The sequence below is a fragment of the Helicobacter rappini genome, from assembly GCF_900198625.1.
Taxonomy (GTDB): Bacteria; Campylobacterota; Campylobacteria; order Campylobacterales; family Helicobacteraceae; genus Helicobacter_A; species Helicobacter_A rappini.
In genome coordinates this window covers 1-16864 of the sequence record NZ_FZPK01000067.1, presented here as the reverse complement: position 1 = coordinate 16864, position 16864 = coordinate 1, and the positions used below count along the sequence as shown (strand labels likewise).

General features: G+C 32.3%; 22 protein-coding genes and 1 pseudogene. All 23 read left to right on the top strand.

Going from position 1 to position 16864, the window contains the following annotated elements; all coding sequences use genetic code 11:
* A partial coding sequence (locus C6H17_RS13145; protein WP_418904714.1) for a bacteriophage T4 gp5 trimerisation domain-containing protein occupies window positions 1-492 on the top strand: 492 nt, incomplete at its 5' end.
* Between the two features lie 290 nt (window positions 493-782).
* The gene (locus C6H17_RS11270) at window positions 783-1079 is read left to right on the top strand and encodes a hypothetical protein (protein ID WP_005219538.1); all 297 of its coding nucleotides are present in this window, start codon (window positions 783-785) and stop codon (window positions 1077-1079) included.
* A complete protein-coding gene (locus C6H17_RS11265; RefSeq protein WP_148374310.1) occupies window positions 1070-1963 on the top strand; it encodes a hypothetical protein in 894 nt (297 codons plus the stop codon). Before C6H17_RS11270 ends, C6H17_RS11265 begins: the two co-directional genes overlap by 10 nt.
* 100 nt (window positions 1964-2063) lie before the next feature.
* Window positions 2064-2366: a hypothetical protein gene (locus C6H17_RS11260; RefSeq protein ID WP_051355151.1), complete on the top strand. Its 303-nt coding sequence runs from the start codon at window positions 2064-2066 to the stop codon at window positions 2364-2366.
* Entirely contained in the window at window positions 2359-2988 is a 630-nt protein-coding gene (locus tag C6H17_RS11255; protein WP_005219541.1) for a hypothetical protein, read from the top strand. Before C6H17_RS11260 ends, C6H17_RS11255 begins: the two co-directional genes overlap by 8 nt.
* Window positions 2973-3533, top strand: coding sequence for a hypothetical protein (locus C6H17_RS11250; RefSeq protein ID WP_005219543.1), 561 nt, complete (start codon window positions 2973-2975; stop codon window positions 3531-3533). The genes C6H17_RS11255 and C6H17_RS11250 overlap by 16 nt, the downstream gene beginning before the upstream one ends.
* Window positions 3534-3553: 20 nt before the next feature.
* Entirely contained in the window at window positions 3554-3838 is a 285-nt protein-coding gene (locus tag C6H17_RS11245) for a hypothetical protein (protein WP_051355149.1), read from the top strand.
* Window positions 3839-3983: 145 nt separating this feature from the next.
* Window positions 3984-5735 carry a hypothetical protein gene (locus tag C6H17_RS11240; protein ID WP_020996029.1) on the top strand — a complete coding sequence of 584 codons (1752 nt, stop codon included), beginning with the start codon at window positions 3984-3986 and terminating at the stop codon, window positions 5733-5735.
* Between the two features lie 19 nt (window positions 5736-5754).
* A complete protein-coding gene (locus C6H17_RS11235; protein ID WP_005219546.1) occupies window positions 5755-6681 on the top strand; it encodes a hypothetical protein in 927 nt (308 codons plus the stop codon).
* Window positions 6674-7063, top strand: coding sequence for a hypothetical protein (locus C6H17_RS11230; protein ID WP_148374309.1), 390 nt, complete (start codon window positions 6674-6676; stop codon window positions 7061-7063). The genes C6H17_RS11235 and C6H17_RS11230 overlap by 8 nt, the downstream gene beginning before the upstream one ends.
* Window positions 7064-7343: 280 nt before the next feature.
* On the top strand, window positions 7344-8021 hold the full coding sequence (locus tag C6H17_RS11225; RefSeq protein ID WP_233714121.1) for a T6SS effector amidase Tae4 family protein: 678 nt from the start codon (window positions 7344-7346) through the stop codon (window positions 8019-8021).
* Window positions 8021-8425, top strand: coding sequence for a hypothetical protein (locus C6H17_RS11220; RefSeq protein ID WP_034317476.1), 405 nt, complete (start codon window positions 8021-8023; stop codon window positions 8423-8425). Before C6H17_RS11225 ends, C6H17_RS11220 begins: the two co-directional genes overlap by 1 nt.
* A gap of 14 nt (window positions 8426-8439) precedes the next feature.
* Complete coding sequence (locus C6H17_RS11215; protein ID WP_005219551.1) at window positions 8440-9408, top strand: T6SS effector amidase Tae4 family protein; 969 nt, start codon at window positions 8440-8442, stop codon at window positions 9406-9408.
* A gap of 2 nt (window positions 9409-9410) precedes the next feature.
* The gene (locus tag C6H17_RS11210; protein WP_005219553.1) at window positions 9411-9896 is read left to right on the top strand and encodes a hypothetical protein; all 486 of its coding nucleotides are present in this window, start codon (window positions 9411-9413) and stop codon (window positions 9894-9896) included.
* Window positions 9897-10255: 359 nt separating this feature from the next.
* On the top strand, window positions 10256-10660 hold the full coding sequence (locus tag C6H17_RS11200; RefSeq protein ID WP_005219557.1) for a hypothetical protein: 405 nt from the start codon (window positions 10256-10258) through the stop codon (window positions 10658-10660).
* Window positions 10641-10862 carry a hypothetical protein gene (locus tag C6H17_RS11195; protein ID WP_020996024.1) on the top strand — a complete coding sequence of 74 codons (222 nt, stop codon included), beginning with the start codon at window positions 10641-10643 and terminating at the stop codon, window positions 10860-10862. The genes C6H17_RS11200 and C6H17_RS11195 overlap by 20 nt, the downstream gene beginning before the upstream one ends.
* Window positions 10863-10961: 99 nt before the next feature.
* A complete protein-coding gene (locus C6H17_RS13140) occupies window positions 10962-12272 on the top strand; it encodes a hypothetical protein (RefSeq protein ID WP_233714120.1) in 1311 nt (436 codons plus the stop codon).
* A gap of 56 nt (window positions 12273-12328) precedes the next feature.
* A complete protein-coding gene (locus C6H17_RS11180) occupies window positions 12329-12694 on the top strand; it encodes a hypothetical protein (RefSeq protein WP_005219560.1) in 366 nt (121 codons plus the stop codon).
* Entirely contained in the window at window positions 12652-12843 is a 192-nt protein-coding gene (locus C6H17_RS11175; RefSeq protein ID WP_005219562.1) for a hypothetical protein, read from the top strand. Before C6H17_RS11180 ends, C6H17_RS11175 begins: the two co-directional genes overlap by 43 nt.
* A 114-nt stretch (window positions 12844-12957) precedes the next feature.
* Window positions 12958-13656, top strand: coding sequence for a hypothetical protein (locus C6H17_RS11170; RefSeq protein WP_005219565.1), 699 nt, complete (start codon window positions 12958-12960; stop codon window positions 13654-13656).
* Window positions 13656-15974 (top strand): hypothetical protein, encoded by a 2319-nt coding sequence (locus C6H17_RS13135; RefSeq protein WP_233714119.1) that lies wholly within the window; start codon window positions 13656-13658, stop codon window positions 15972-15974. Before C6H17_RS11170 ends, C6H17_RS13135 begins: the two co-directional genes overlap by 1 nt.
* Window position 15975: 1 nt before the next feature.
* Window positions 15976-16716, top strand: a complete 741-nt coding sequence (locus C6H17_RS11155; protein ID WP_020996019.1) for a hypothetical protein — start codon at window positions 15976-15978, stop codon at window positions 16714-16716.
* An 8-nt stretch (window positions 16717-16724) separates the two neighbouring features.
* Window positions 16725-16864 (top strand): annotated as a pseudogene (locus tag C6H17_RS11150) (bacteriophage T4 gp5 trimerisation domain-containing protein); the annotation flags it as partial.

Here is a 16864-nt window from a genome sequence, read left to right as displayed (position 1 = left end):
TCTCATACTCTAAATGTAGGTGTAGATAATAAACTAAGAGTAGCTAAAGATAGTAGTGAGAGTGTTGGAGGGGATAAGAGTGTGGAGGTTGGAGCTAATCAAAACACTACCATAGCCAAAGATGAAAATAGGAATATACAAGGAAATAAAAGTGAGGTGGTGGGGGGAACATTAGATATACAAAGCACAAAAGAAATAAATATAAGCACACAATCCCATATTAATATTAATGCCATAGATAATATTTTATTCTTTGGTAAAGAATCTGCATCGTTTGAAACACAAAAAGAACTTTCTTTTATAGCTGATAATACCGATATGGAATCCAAAAGTCATCTTACTGCCACAGCTGGCAATCAAATAACTCACCAAGTAGGCGATACCCAAATCATAACTAAGGGAGATTGCGTTATAATTAAAGCAGGTGGAGTTGAAGTAGTTATAGATTCTAATGGTTTAGTAGTGAAAGGTGGGGAGATTAAAACGGAGTGAAGGAAAGTATCACAATTCAGGCATAGAGGATATTACTTTTTTATCTATACCTCATTTGGAAATTTATCTAACACAAAAAAGAGGCGAGAGAAAATTAAGAGTGAATGAAGTAATAACAATATTAAAGAGTATGAGAACAAGGGATACAAAATAAGCAACAAGAACAAAAAAGGATTATAACTATAGTCTTGATTATAATATCATTTACAATGTTAAACACAAATGCAAATACAATACAAAGGAAGTGTAATCAATGAATAATACCCAAACTATTACAAAGAGCATATACAATGAGTGAGAGAATATCATTTAAAATAAAAGCCCTGCAAAGTGATGCCACCACACCCATATACAATGCAGAAATACAACTAGAAAATATCAATCTAGGGCAAAAATACAAAACTAATGACAATGGTATAGCTTCCTTTGAGATAGAATCTACACAACACCTAAAATCCTTTAGGGCTAAACTTATCCATAAAGATTACCAAGAATATCCAATCGCTGATAGACCAATCACTCTAAATTCCATGAGAAGACGAGAGAAGCCTTTGGAGTTAAGGTTTAGGGAGAAGATTTGGCTATAATGTCAGGTAAAGACAAGATTCTTAAAAATTATGTAGCATTTAGTGGTAAAGCTTTAAACCCACAAGAAGCAAAAAGTTTGCAACAAGAATCTAACTACACAAGGTTTGTAACATACACAGACAAAGGCTTATTTTCTGATGAAATACTATATTTCTGCCTAGATAAAGACTATCAAAAAGACAAAGATAAAGGGGCAATGCCAGAGGGGATATATTATATAAATATCAATGATATAAACACTAGATGGACTATTTTCAGTGAAAATACATTTGGCAAAAATACAAAAATCTATACAAACAAAGACTGCACGAACACTATAGAATCTACTACCAATAGAGATAACTTCTATCTACACGGAGGAGATAAATATGGCAATGCTGGGGGGATTGATTTAGCTAAAGAAGATACATCATTTTTTAACTATCTTGCTACACTCAAAGCCACACATATTTGTAATAACATCTATGCTACAAGAGAGGAAAAGTGTGTTCTTAAATTGGTGGTGGAGTATGAGAATGCTATACCTATAGATGAGGCAATAGAAAAGCTTAGGAATGAATTGTATCTCATTGAAGCTGGAGTAGCATTGTTTGCTAAAGAGGCATTTCAAAATGCCTATGTAAGAGAAAACTATAACAAAAGCATTAAAGAAATGTCTAATCAATTATTGAAAGAAGTAGAAAAAGAGCAAGACATACATAAACGCAAGATTTTAGCAAAACAATTAGCTCAAGATGCCAATAAATTTCGCAATGAAATAATGAATGATATGCGTGCTAAAAGCACTACTTGGGGTAGAGTTCGTGCAGAGAGAATAAAAAGCAGGGGTAAAACCTTTGAAGAAATGATAGAGAAAAAAAATAAAAGATTTAAGTTACAATAAACCTTTTGAGCAACTTACAAAACAGGAACAAACAAAAGTATTTGAAGAAATCATAGAATCTTCTGGGAAATCTAATGAAAAAGTCAATGCTAAAATATCAATGGTTAAGAATTTTGCTAGGGGAATTATTGTTTTTAGCATAGGTTATTTGATATATGATTTGTATGTAAGTGAAAATAAGGCTAGAGTTATAATTTCACATAGTGCAACTATTGGAGGTGGGTTTGTGGGTGGTAGTTTGGGAATGTGGGCTGGACTTATTTGTGGTCCCTATGCTTTTGTATGTGTGCCAACATTTGGTGGTTTGGGTGTGGTTGGTGGGGGATATTTAGGGCATACGGTCGTAAATGAATGGTTTGATGATGAAATTAATGCGTTATTAAAGGAATACAACCTTGACTAAGCTATCGCAACAAGAATTAGAAATTTGCTATATTTTAAGTAGGATTTTTAACTATTATACTTCTTATGCTGAAATATTGGGTGATATAGAGTACGATCTAGAATTTTATAAAAATGGATTCTTTCCAGAATATGCCTATTTAGTCGGCAAAGAGGAATGCTTTGCACTTTTTAGAGTGAGGCGAAAATATAAACAAGTGGCAAGAGAGATTAAGACTATAAAGAGCGATTTTATTCAAAAAGACTTAGAGAGATTATTCCCCATTGTAGCTTTATATTGTATGAAGACTCCGCTTTTTTATGATGATCTTGAGGTTTGGGCTATGGAGGAGGGTTGGGATAAAGTGGAGTTTATGCAAGGGATTATAAAGATAAAGGACATATCATATTTTCATAGAAAATACATAGCATTTAGAACAAAATACCATTATAAGATTGCGTGTTGTGTGTTTGGCTTTACACAGCATTCTTTAGAGGAGCAAAAGCAATTATTAAAGCAAGATAGCTCAATACACTTCCCCACAAAACATGACAAATATATGTATGCTGTTTATTGTATAGCATTTATATTAGTGTTTATTGTGTGGATTGTGAAAAAGGTGCTTATATGGATAGCTCAATGAATAGACAAACCCAAATACAAATTGCCTGTATATTAAGCGATATTTTTCTTGAATCTGCCTTGATTTATAAAGATGATGGCACAATTAATGAGGATTTGACAAAAGCTTACTATACAAGAATAGCAAATGAGATTTTGCAAATTTATCCACACTTTAGTAAAAAGAATTTAGATTCTATCTTTCCTACCATTGCGTATTATTGTATGCACACAATGAGTCGTTGGATATTTTATGATGATTGGAGTAGCTTTGATAAAGAAGCGATGAAAAAGGACTTAGAATCTCAATGGAAAGTTAATTATATTTTTGGACTTTTTTATAAACACAAAGTGAAGTATAAATACGAAATGTTGTGCAATGTCTTTGGTTTTAGTAAAGATGAGATAACATGGAGTAAAGATAAAACGATACCCACAATGCTACATATCCCGCTTATTCTTGTTATTATTGGTGTAGTAGGTGCATCCTCGCTTATTCATTTACAATTTGGATTCATTGTGTTTTTATGTGTAGCGGTGGCCTTTATGCTGACTTACATGTTTTAGGGATAAAGAAACTGGGTGTAATGCTGCAATCACAAGGCAACATCTCTACACAAAAAGGCTTATACACCCATTCTCAAACCTTATCTTTTCAAGCTAAAGATTCTACAAGTATAGAATCAGATTCTATCTATATGAATACACAATCAGACATTATACATACTACAAGCAATCAAATAACTCACCAAGTAGGCGATACTTCTATCACAACCAAAGGAGACTCTGTTATAATAAAAGCAGGTGGCGTAGAAGTCGTGATAGATTCTAATGGTTTGATAGTGAAGGGTGGAGAAGTTAAAAGTGAGTGAGAATAAGTGAAGTGTAGAATCTAAAGCAAATAAGATTACTACACTAAAGTTAGAAAAGGTTAGGAATGAGTAAGGTAGCTTTAAAAGCAATATCACATTATTTCCTAGATATAATACTCTTTAAGATTCAAAAGGATTTATATCTATGAGCAATACAATCAGCTTCCAATGTCATATACAAATATCTAGCAAAGAATTAAAAAAGGTAGTAGGGAAAACACTTACCTTTATGGGAAATTCTAAAACCATAGATGAAAATGGAAAAGTCGTCTTTGATTGCGAATTACAAGCACAAGATAAAGCTAAATCCTTTCCCATTACGATTGAAGATGAGGAATATGTCATCGTAGGGACAGGAAAATGTAATGCCATAGCACATAGAGATAGCACCAATCCTTTTTGCCTTATGCTTAATAAAGATAATGAAGCAAGTATCGAGTATATCAGAATCTACAAAGAAATAGATAAGGCAGATTCAGACCAAAAGGAGCAAAGAGATATTTATACAGCACAAGTAGAAAAACCAAATGAAACTACACAGCAATCTAACACAAACGATACGCATAATTCTCAAGCCAAACCACAAGAAAACCAAAACCTAGTCAATATAGAGGCACATCTCACAAGCGGAAAAGCCCTCAAAAAAGACATACAATGGGGCTATTATATCAAGCAAAGTAATGAGAATCTAAAAGCTAAAGTTTCCATAAAAGACCTTAAGTCTTTTACATTTGTTTCTAAAGATACTTATAATACTAAAGTAAGCCTTAACCTCAATACAAAATTCAGCTACACTATCACAGAGAATAACTCACAAAAAGAAGTAGAGGACTATCTTAAAGAAAAACATCAGCTTATTATCTTTGCCTATAAAAACAATCCTGCGTATAATGCAGGTAATAACACAACACATACAATACTTACTATAAGCACATTACCAATAATAGAAATAGGCTATAATACCCTCACTCTATGGCATAATGATATAAAAGAGATATTCCATATAGACAATACAATACTCTCTCATTTGCTAAAAGATTATACAGAAAATACACAATATAAGCTAGGTTATAATATACAAAATGATTATCTAGCCCTTAGATTAAATAGTAAGCTTTATAAGATTCATAAAAATAATCCAAATAACACACAATCTCCTCAAGATTCATCAAATAATACACAACAAGATAATACAGATTCTATCTACCTTAAAGAAAGCAAAGACTTTGAGAATCTAAAAAATACTCTCCAACTCACAAGCCAACAAATCTATCAAGAAGTGAAAGTGTATGTGGAGATAAATAACCTTCGCCTAAGTGGTAAAGAATGGGTAAAAGAGTATAAAGATAAAGCCTCCATAGAGGATTTATCTTCCCCATTTAAAGAAAATGTTAAAGATTTTTTAAAAGCTATTGACGAAGCAAAAAAGAAAACTCCTAAAGCAAAGATAACATATCATATTAGCTCAACACGCAGACCATATAAAAGAGCGGTTTTGATGCATTATTGCCATAAAGTCGCACACAACAAAATTTCTCCCCAACAAGCCCAAATAGAAACACAAAAAGAAAATATTCCAATTAATTGGATACATACAGATTCTAGTGGCAAGTATTCAGAGAAAATTTCAAGAGCAAAAGCATTGGAGATGGTTAGGGCTTACGGTATAGCATATCCAGCCTCCTTAACTTCACATCACGTTAGAGGAAATGCCATTGATATTACAATTACTTGGCAATCATCTTTTACAATTAAAGATAAAGCAGGAAAAGAACACACTATTGATACTCCTAAAAATGGAGCAACAAACCTAGAGTTAAGAAAAGTTGGTGAGACTTATGGAGTCAAAAGAACTTTAGAGAAAGACCCTCCGCATTGGTCTTTAGAGGGAAACTGATTAAGGAGTTTGTAATATTATGCGAAAAGCGATGTATTTATTTTTGACTTTATTTCTTGTAGTCTATGGTAGCGAAAATATGGGTAGTAAAAATACGCAAAATGATAAAAATACTAACCTGCCAAATGATATAAAAAGCTTTATAGAATCTAGGGAAGCATTTATTAAAGCCGATGAAATAAACTCCGCAAAAACAATGAGTGAAAAAGAAAGCATAGAATATAGCCAAAAACGAGATTTAAAACAAAAAGAAATCGATAAAGAGTTTGTTGCTTTACGCAAAAAATATAAGGAAAATGACTTTATTATAAGTGTTTTATCTCAATATGGTTGTTTGCTAAATGATTGCAGTGCTACAAGTAAAGGTGATGGTTTTGTGTTTTATAAAGGCATAAATATTGCTGAAGCGATAAATGATTCACTTATGGATAATACTACTTTTACAAGTTATCCTTTTTTTAAAGAGATTCTTAAACGCAATCCAAACATTTTAGTAAAAAAGGAAAATTTTAGCCTTGTTTTATCACCAAGTGCCAAGTATAGTAATTACAAAAAAATAGATATTGTTTGGAGTAAAGATAAAACACATATTGATTTTATCCTTTATAATCAATATTTTAATGAAAATATATGCTCTCATACAGCAAATTTTAAAAGATTTAAGCAAGAGAGGGATGGGGTAAAAGCAAGCTATGGATATATGCAAATTCCTTATACGCAGAACAAAGAAGTTGATGATTTTATCAATAAAAGCTGTGAATGTATCTATGTAGGCGGGGAAGAGCCTTATGATGAACAAAGGGCAAATGAGCTTGAAAAAATGGCACAAGGGTGTGATGATATTTCTAAAATGCGTTTAAATTTGCAAAGAAAATACAAAGACGATATAAATGCAAGTCTTTTGCGAAGAGAGGAACAAAATTATAAGGAAGCATTTGGTGAGTAAAAATCCCATGGAATCTAATTTGTATAAACTTTCTCATATCCAAACCTTACAAGGTGGTAAGATGTCTGCTATACAATGGGGCTATTACATCAAACAAAGAAATGAGAATCTAAAAAGCAAAATTACTATAAAAGACCTTAAGTCTTTTACATTTGTTTCTAAAGATACTTATAATACTAAGGTGAGCTTTGATATAAATGCAAAATTTACCTACACTATCACAGAAAATAACACACAAAAAGAAATAACAGATTATCTCAAAGACAATCAACAACTTATCATTTTTTGCATACAAAAAATCTCCAGCCTATACTACAAGCTATGGCACTCCTCATGCAATACTTACTATAAGTCAGTATCCCATACTAAAACTCACAAATAAAACCCTTACTATCCTCTACGCTCATACTAATGCTACCTACACCCTCTCACACTCTTGTGATACCCATTATTTAAGCCAGAATCGAAAGAGTGAAATAAGCTATACTTTAGAGTTTAGAGAATCTAGCCTTTCTATAAAAGATACAAAGAATAATAAAGATATAGCCTTTATTCTCACAAAAGAGACTCCACAATTGCAAGAAAAGCAAATACTATTAGATTCTAAAGATTTACAAGCCCTGCAAACAATACTAGAGCTTCATACATACAAAGAAACAAGAGTGGTGTATGTAGAGGTGGAAAAAGCCAAGAGACCAAGCTTTGAGAGTGTAAAAAGAGCGTATGATGAAATACTTAAGGTGGGTAATGCAGAAGAGGTATTTAGTTATATTGGTGGAAAACTCAATGAGGCTAGAATAGAAGCCAAAAAGAGAAAAGAAAGAGGGGAAATGGTCAACACATATGATAATGCTTGTGCTACACGAGTAAGCTATGCTTTAAATTATGGTGGCATGATTATAAATAATGCAATTTTGGTTAGCGGAACAAAATGGCAAGGAAAGGATCAATACTTATACTATACGGGTGTTTCTGGTATAAAAGGACTTTTATTGGAGAATTGGAAACAATTAAAACCTTATTCACAAACAAACAATAGGGATTTTTATAAAATATTTTATGATCACAGAAAAGAACCTTATACTACACTGATTAGCTATGGAAAAATTATAAATGAGCAAAGGGTTAATAAAATACGAAAAGATAATTTAGATTTTTTTCATATTCTATGTTCTTTAAATATTAAGGGTATAGTAACTATGGTTATTGATGGATGGGGAGATGCTGGGGGACATACAACCCTATGGAATATAAATCATTTTCTAGATAATCAAAACTATTTGAATTACGGTGATGAAATTATTTTTGTTAGGGAATTATGTTTTTGGAGTTTGGAGTAATGAAAAAATATATGATTGTTCTATTTATTTTAAGTTGGGCTATATATGCATACTCATCAGATATATACCCTTGCTACAAGCCAGAGTTTGGTTGGACTCAAGAATATAAAATCAAGGCTCTTGGACATCTTGGTATGGCATATTGTTTGGGAGCAAAAGACGATTCCCATCACTTTGTTTTTCAGGCAATCGAGGAAGGGTATTGCAGAAACAGTCCAAAAATAATCAATGCACAAGAAGCATTTAATGAGATAAAAAAATATATAGATAAACCAAAATGGATAGAACATAATTCACATCTAAAATACGATGATGTGCGATGGTGTTTTTATTTATATGATAGCACAGAATACCACACCAAGATACAAGAAATTTTTTATAAATACTGCAAACATTGCAAATAACTTGGGAACCACAAATGAGCCATTTACCACATAGAATCAAAAAGTATAAAATCTCAAACACCAACACCACTTACACCCTCTCACACTCTTGTGATACCCATTATTTAAGCCAGAATCTAAAGAGTGAGAAAATCTATACCCTAGAGTTTAGAGAATCTAGCCTTTCTATAAAAGATACAAAGAGCAATAAAGATATAGCCTTTATTCTCACAAAAGAGACTCCACAATTGCAAGAAAAGCAAATACTATTAGATTCTAAAAATTTACAAGCCCTGCAAACAATACTAGAGCTTCATACATACAAAGAAACAAGAGTGGTGTATGTGGAGGTAGAGTTATCAAGGTGGGATAGGTTGAAAAATTTTTATTTAGATATACACAGTATAAGTCAAGATGATATGGAAGAATCAAGGCAAAGAATAGGTGTAAAGAGGCTATGGGAGTGGGTAAATAGCGGTCTTAATCGCTTTGGGTATGGAGAGATACTTTTTATCAAGGCTGAAATACGATACTATAAGGTCAAAGGAGCTATATATACTGAATTTATGAAATCCCCATACAATTACATTAACACTTGTGCTGCTAGAATGAGTAAGGCTCTTGTAGATTCTGAAATACCTATTAGAAAATTACAAGGTATGGATAGCACTGCGTATATAGCAAATGCTGGGACAAACACTAAGCCTTATAAGATTCTAGTAAAAGTTAAAGATATGATAGATTTTTTGAAACTCAACAATAGTTTAGGAAAACCTATTATTTTTACACCAAATACAAATCAAACAAATCAAGACTTCCGCTATGAATCTTTATCTAAGCTTGACGGGAGTGGGATAGTAGCAATAAAAGTAAAAGGTTGGGGTGATGCTTGGGGACATATAACATTATGGGATAATCGTGAGCAAAAATTCTTAGATGATGAAAATTATTTGACAAGAGGCGATTATGTAGAGGAAGTATATTTTTGGAAAATTGAGGATTAAATATGAAAAAGATAATTGCATTGATGATATTAGTTATTTATTGTGATTTTCTTTTTGGAAATTCATTTGAAGAAATGAAAGAAATAATGAAAGCTCAAAAAATATATGGTTGCACGAAATCAAGAAGCACTCAACAAAGAAATGCGGAATATGAGTTTAAGCAAAACCCTATCAAATACTACAAAAGGTGGTCTTTAGCTTATTGTTTGGGCTATACATCTAAGGAAGATATAGTGGTAAAATCAGGTTGCACAAGCAAAGGATTGCCAAAGGAAATAAAGAATTTCGCCCACATTGATAATATGGTAGAATTTTTTAGTAATGAAGCCATTGGCGAGTTAAAAGCCTATATTGATAGATATTTTGATATACATAAAATGGAGCAGAAAGGCAGCGTTAATATGTGCTTTGATTGGATTTATGACTCCAAAGAATACCAAGATGAAGTAGTCCGCATAGTTAAGAAATATTGCAAACATTGCAAATAATTTAGGAATCACAAATGAGCCTTTTACTGCATAGAATCAAGAAGTATAAAATCTCAAACACCACTTACACCCTCAAGCAATCTTGTGATGGCTATGAAAAAACCAAATCCTATCCAAATAGATACCCTATAAGCTCGGATAGTATAGGGATTAAAGTAGTTGGGAAATATGACGATAAAAACAAAAAGATACCCAAATGCCACAACAAAGCAATTGGAAAGCCTAGAACAGCTTGTTGTAATTTTGCTTGAGTTATTCAATATAGATAAAACTGATATATATGCACACGCCAAAATTGCATATAAAGATAAAAACTCGGCAGAAGGCGTATATTTATTAGAGTATTTGAGGAATAAATTATGAAAACAATATATTTGCTACTAATAAGCTTTGTTTTGTTGTGTGCGGATAATTTTAAAAGTATTGCAATCTTAACATTAGACCAACCTGCTGCTAAATTTGGTAAGGCAGACGAGGAAAGAGAGGAATATTATCTCAATGCGGTAAGAGAAACTTGCAACACTCAAATCGTGCAATATTTTCGTAAAGAAAATATTATCAAATTTTTTAAAAAAGCTAAAGAGTATAACCATATTCCACTAGCTGAATACTGCACTTATCCTTGTAGAATCACAGGCAAAGTCAAACTAGATTTTAGAATCTATGATTTTGAGCTAAACGAGGGAGGCTATGCTGTGCTAAAGGGCAAAAATGAGGAGCGATACTTTGGCGATGAGGCATTATATGGAGAGTGTGGAATCTAAGATGAAGTGTTATACTGCTCTGTCTAATGTAGAAATAACAACAAATTATAGTGTAGAATCTGGCAATCAAATAACTCACCAAGTAGGCGATACTTCTATCACAACCAAAGGAGACTCTGTTATAATAAAAGCTGGTGGCATAGAAGTAGTTATAGATTCTAATGGTTTAGTAGTGAAAGGTGGGGAGATTAAAACGGAATAGGGATAAATAAGAAAGATTGATTAAAAAATAAAAACTAAGAAAAAGTATAATACTACATAAGATAGAGTTGGAATAGAGCACAAAGGATATAAGTATAATATGTCAAGTTTTAACACAAAGCCTATACACATACAAGTAAGAGATGTCCATTGTAATCTTATAGAGAATGCTAAAATAAAGGTTATAGAAAGAAAAAGTGGTAAGATTCTCTATAATGAAAAAAGTCCAAATGGCGAAGTCATACTAGATGACATAGAAAGTCTTAAAAATTGTCATGCCTTTAGAGTAGAGATAGAGCACCCACATTATAAAAGCAAACCTAAAACCAATGCTCCTTGTATTAGACTAGCAAACCTCCATAAACCTCATACTTTAGAATTCCCCTATCAAACTAAACTCTTAGTTAGCAATGTCTATGCAGAGCTAAGAGAAATAGGATCTAAAGAAAGCAAAACACCACAACAAGAAAACTGCCCACATAACAACGCAAATACAATATGCCTACCAACACGCACATATAATTTTGATACAAATACAATAGCAGACCAAGAAGCCACAGAATCTTTAAAACATATACAAATCCATCTCAAAGCCTACTACAATCAAGATTCTATTCCAAATAAAGAAGAACAGAAACAATATTACCAAGAACAAAAGAAACAAACAAAATGGGGGTATATCACTTCAAGTCCATACCAACACACAACAAAAGAAAATATAAGCTCTCCCATAAAAGAACACGAAACATTTAGAATCCTTGCAGATTCAGAGGGTAATGAGATAGTGGGTGAAGAGATAACAATACACTTAAAAGAGGAATGGCTAGACAAACAAATTAGATTCTTTGCTTTTGTAGAAAATCCCAAATATGAAGTAGGTATCACACTCTATATTTATTCTCCAATGCAATACAAAGAGGAGGGGCTTATTGATGTGAGTGGGTATATTGTGGGGTTTGGAGCAGCGATTGGCAGAGGTCTGGTAATAAAAGGCACAAAATTTATATCAGAAATACAAGGTAATAGGTATGTGAAAAAAGAAAGTAGAGAAATGCAAGGCATAGCTAGAGAATCTTTAAATAATAAAGACGCAAGAGAATGGTATGTCAATACACAATTACCAAAAATTAAAGAGCTTAATAATAGAAACTTGACACTTGAAGAAAGGGCAAGATTTTGTTTTAATTTTCGTAATCAAGCTAAAAAAGATACAAGAGATGTTATGAGGGATAGGGCTGAAGCTGGGAGACTAGAATATAAAGAAAAGATTAAAACTTGGGAAGAATGGATAGAAGACGTGAAAAAAAGAAAAGGGTTGACAAAAATGGAGGATATATATAATTATACTATTGAAGCTTCAAGTAGGTCAAGACCCAGTGTAAATGAAAACTTGGAGGTAAGCCCAAAATGATACGACAAATAGTGCAATATATTATCAAACCATTTAAACTTAAAAAAGGAGAATTAATGCAGACAGAAAAAAGAAAGGTTACTTATTGGGGCGGTTATCGGGAGATAGAGGGGCGTTTTGAATTTTATTTAGATGATTTCTATTGTGAAGAATATGTTTGTCCTTTTTGTATTAAAGCACTAGCACGATACAAACATTATAATGTGGTAGTAAATGAAGATTATCTTTTTGGTCCTGATGTGAGTATTTGGGATTTTACTATCAATGATTTATCCTGTTTTTGGATATGGGAAACTGATACTTGGAGAAGCAGGATAAAAGTTAATGGCAATCCAAGCAGTCTAAAAAGAGAAACCCTAGAAAAAATTATGCAAGACTTATGCGATATACTAAATATGTTAATGTTGGAGGAGAATATCTAACTAATGTAGCATTAAGTAAGGATACTAAAGTAGGTGAAACCACTATAACGATTTCGGGTGATAAAATAATCTTAAAAGCAGGTGGAGTGGAAGTAGTAATAGATTCTAATGGGCTTGTAGTAAAAGGTGGGGAAGTGAAAGCAGAATAAAAGAAAGAAAGCAAAATACAAAAACTAAAAGGTGGTTTAATGGATAATGGAGCAAAAAAGATATAGTAATACTAGAACTAAAGAATCTGGGGAATGGAGAAAGGAGATAATTAAATGAAAGAGAAAGAAAATATAAATGCAAACAAGCAAAAATTAGAATCAAAAGACTTGAAAACTGGCACCAATACTAAAGAAATAAAGCTAGATTCTCATGGTGATGAGATAGTGTATGAGGTAAGGCATAGGCTTGGCATACAAGATACTATACAATATATAATAATGTTTATGTTTGGAATTGCGTTGGTATATGTAGGCATAAGGGGTTTTGTATTGGCTGACAGGATGGATGGGGTGATGTTTGCAATGCTTCTTGGTATCCCTTGTGTATTTTCAAGTTTTTATCGTCTTTTTTATGCAAGAAAAAATCGATTCTATGTTACAAATAATGGCATAGGATTTGAGTATCGGCATTGGTTTAGAATACAAAAAGGATTCTTTAGGTTTGGAGAAGTTGGTATTTTTGTGTATTATTTATCACCACCTCTACATTTTGATACCTCTAAAAATATTTTTATTATTTATTCAATTAATATTACTTATAAACTTATGATCTTCTCTCGTCTAAGAGATAAAAATTATAAATACTATATCTTTTGTAAGGTCTTTACCAATAATTTTTATTACCATGACATGAAAGAAATCATCACTTTCATGCGTCAAAAAACCAAAGAGGCATTAGAATCTCAAGGGATAGAAATTTCAGATTCAGAACTTAAAGATAAATTTAAACATTTATTGTATAAGGATATATAATGCAAAATCCCACTACTCTAACTTTACCACCTGTTGTTACCCATGCTGATCCTAATTATCCTGAAAAGAAATATCAACAACTTAAAAGCCTTTTAGATAAAGGACAAAGAGAACAAGTTATTACTGAGTTAAAGATTCTCTACCCTAAAGATCCTTGTCTTGCAAATTCACTAGCAAATCGTTTGGGCATTGATATACAAAAAGAATTAGGTATTTATCACTACCGAGATTCTAACTATTCCACAACTGCACAAATCACAAATGAAAATAGTTTTGAAATCACTACACAATATGATAATTTTCATGATACTTTAGAAACAATACGAAATTACTCTCAATACAAAGGCAATGTAACAGATACCTTAATGGCTGGAATAAGTGGGATATTTGGAGCTGTGGAAAAAGGAGCAGAAAAAATAACAGAACTTGCTGGAGGTAAATATCAAATAGCAAAATATCTTTTTAAAGCAGAGGGTATCTCTGTATCTGCTACTTATGGATATGGCAGTAATAATAGGGATATGGTGAAAACTGCTGTAAGTGTAGGGATAGAATTGTTCGGTAATTATCTTATTGGTTTAGCATTAGAAGGTGTCCTTGCAGCATTAGGCATGACTTCCATTCCTGCCTTTGTTATTGTTGGTGCTATCTCTGCTCTAACTGCAGGTATTTTAATGAACACTCAAGCAGGCAAATGGGCTGTCAATACTATCACCGAAAACCTAGTAAAGCCTCTTATAGAATCTATTGAATCCCTTATCAATTCCCTCCAATCCAAACTCCAATCTTTCTTTTCTATGTTTGATTCTAATCCTTTAGAATATGAATTAGTGCCAAATCCTACTTTAGAATCCAAAGACTACCAATCCCTTATAGAACTTCTCTTAAACAAAAACTCTAATGCCCTTGATATAGATACACTCTTGCATACTTTTCCTAATTACCTTGCTTATCCTACACATGCTACTACAAATTCTACAAACTCTTCTCTTGCTCTCTATACTCCAAAAGAAGCTCTCCCCATACACATTACAGCTCAATGCTTTAATCACAAAAATGAGCCCCTAGCCAATAAAGAAATCTATGTGTATTCTCCTAACTTTTATTCTTTTGTAGATAGGGCTAGAAGTGATGAGAATGGCTTTATAGAATTTAACAATGCTTGTGTAAGCTCTAATATGACAAATTCTGATTTATACTTTGTATTGAATAGGTGTGGATTAGATGAAGAACAAAAAGATTTTCATATTAAAATCTCTCCTTCTAAGACTATTCAACCAAAGGATAAACAAGTAGGAGAACTTTTAGAGCAAAGATTAAGCTTTGAGAAAAACATTCCTAAAGCTATCACTCTTAATGACAATATAAAGCCCAATATTAAAGTTAATGCCATAGAGTATATACCACAAGAATACAATCACGATTCTTTTAATTCACCTTTACTTTTAGAACATCATCTTATAGAATCTATCACACTTCAAGCCCATTATGTTCTTAAAGATTCTCACAAGAAAAATATACAAGGTGATGAACAAAGTCTTCTTAAAGAATCTATACAAAGACATAAACATAAAACAAAATGGGGTTATATTGTATTTGATAAAGAGGAAGATATAGAGCAAACATTAAAGCAACTCAATAAGACACAACCTCTGATTTATTCTAAGAGATTTAAAGAATTAGAAAATATTAAAGGGGAAATAGTCAATATTCCTTTCAAAGAAGAATGGGAGAATAAGCAAATAAGATTCTTTGCTTATTTATGGAGAGCAAATAGAGATGTGGGAATAGATGTGCATTATCAAGCGACAATCCCTGATAATGTTATAAGAATAGAAACATTAGATGAGAGTGATGAGTTTATAGAGATAGTGTTGCCTCCAACATTACAAATTGATGACCCACCTTTAGAAGATATGAGTGCTATGTTTATTCCTGCTTTAAGAGGTATAGGTTCTGCGATTAAAGGGGTAAAAGGAGTAACAGAGCTTAGTAGGAGTTTGACAAGGGAAGAGGTGTTGGAGGTGGTGGGGAGGTTGCCTAAAGGACTAAAATCTAATGGAGAAATTAATGAAAGAATTTATCTTGTCAAATCTAAGAAGGAATTAGATGAGTTGTGGGAGAAGCTAACTAAGAATGCCAAAGAATTAGAAGCCCAAATAGACAAAAGACACGGAAAACCAATTTACAGAAGACAACTAGATGATGGGACAAACATTAATTATAGAGTGGATTCCAAAACAGGAGGAGAGACTATTGATATTAATAGCAGAAACCCAAAAGTTAATGTTAAAATACATATTGATAAGGGGATGTAAAATGGAATACAAATTTGTAACTTATGATAAAGAGAAAAATTGGTTAAAATTTTTTTACAACAACGATGAATGGTTTAAGAAATTTGCTTTGAGATTAGGATATGATAAGTTTATTAATTCTTATGATATTAAATTGCTTATATTTTCACAAATACCCAATATCACAAAAGCAGATATTTTAGAATTATTTGAGCTTTCTATATTATGTTGTTTTTGGGCTTCAAGGATTGAGGGTGATGAGATAATGATATGGACTCACCGCATAGACAACCTAGACGATGTCCTCTCTCCAAATCCACCCAAACCCACTTATATTAGCGAATATATAAATACCATAGGACAACTCTTTCTAGCTGGATATATTGACTTTGGCTCATATTGCGATTATGAGGATAGAGATAAAATAGACTATCCTACAAATTTATCTTATTGGAAGGAAGACAAATATCAAGCTTGGATATACTTTAGAGATAATTTCTTTTATGCGAATAAATTTAATAGAGATTTAGATGAAGCAGGAACACACGATGAGCAAGGGTATAATCTTTTATTAGATGATATTTCTTGGGATAATCCTACATATTGGTCTCAATATAATATTTGGGTAGCCCGCACCCCCAAAGGCACACAATACTTCAATGAAATCCTAGCTCCAAGATTCTACAACAAATACAAAGATTTAGAAGTTGAGATAGATGATAAAGGCAATATTGTGCGTTGGATTGGAGAGATTAATAGATGAGTTGTTGCTACAATGAACTCACTCTCTCTAATCTAAAAGATAATGAAGAAATCTATATAAGAGCACAAAAAGACTATAATGAATATATTAAACATAATTTCTCTCAAACCATACACAACAATAAAGATTCTAAAGTAGAAGGAAGCTA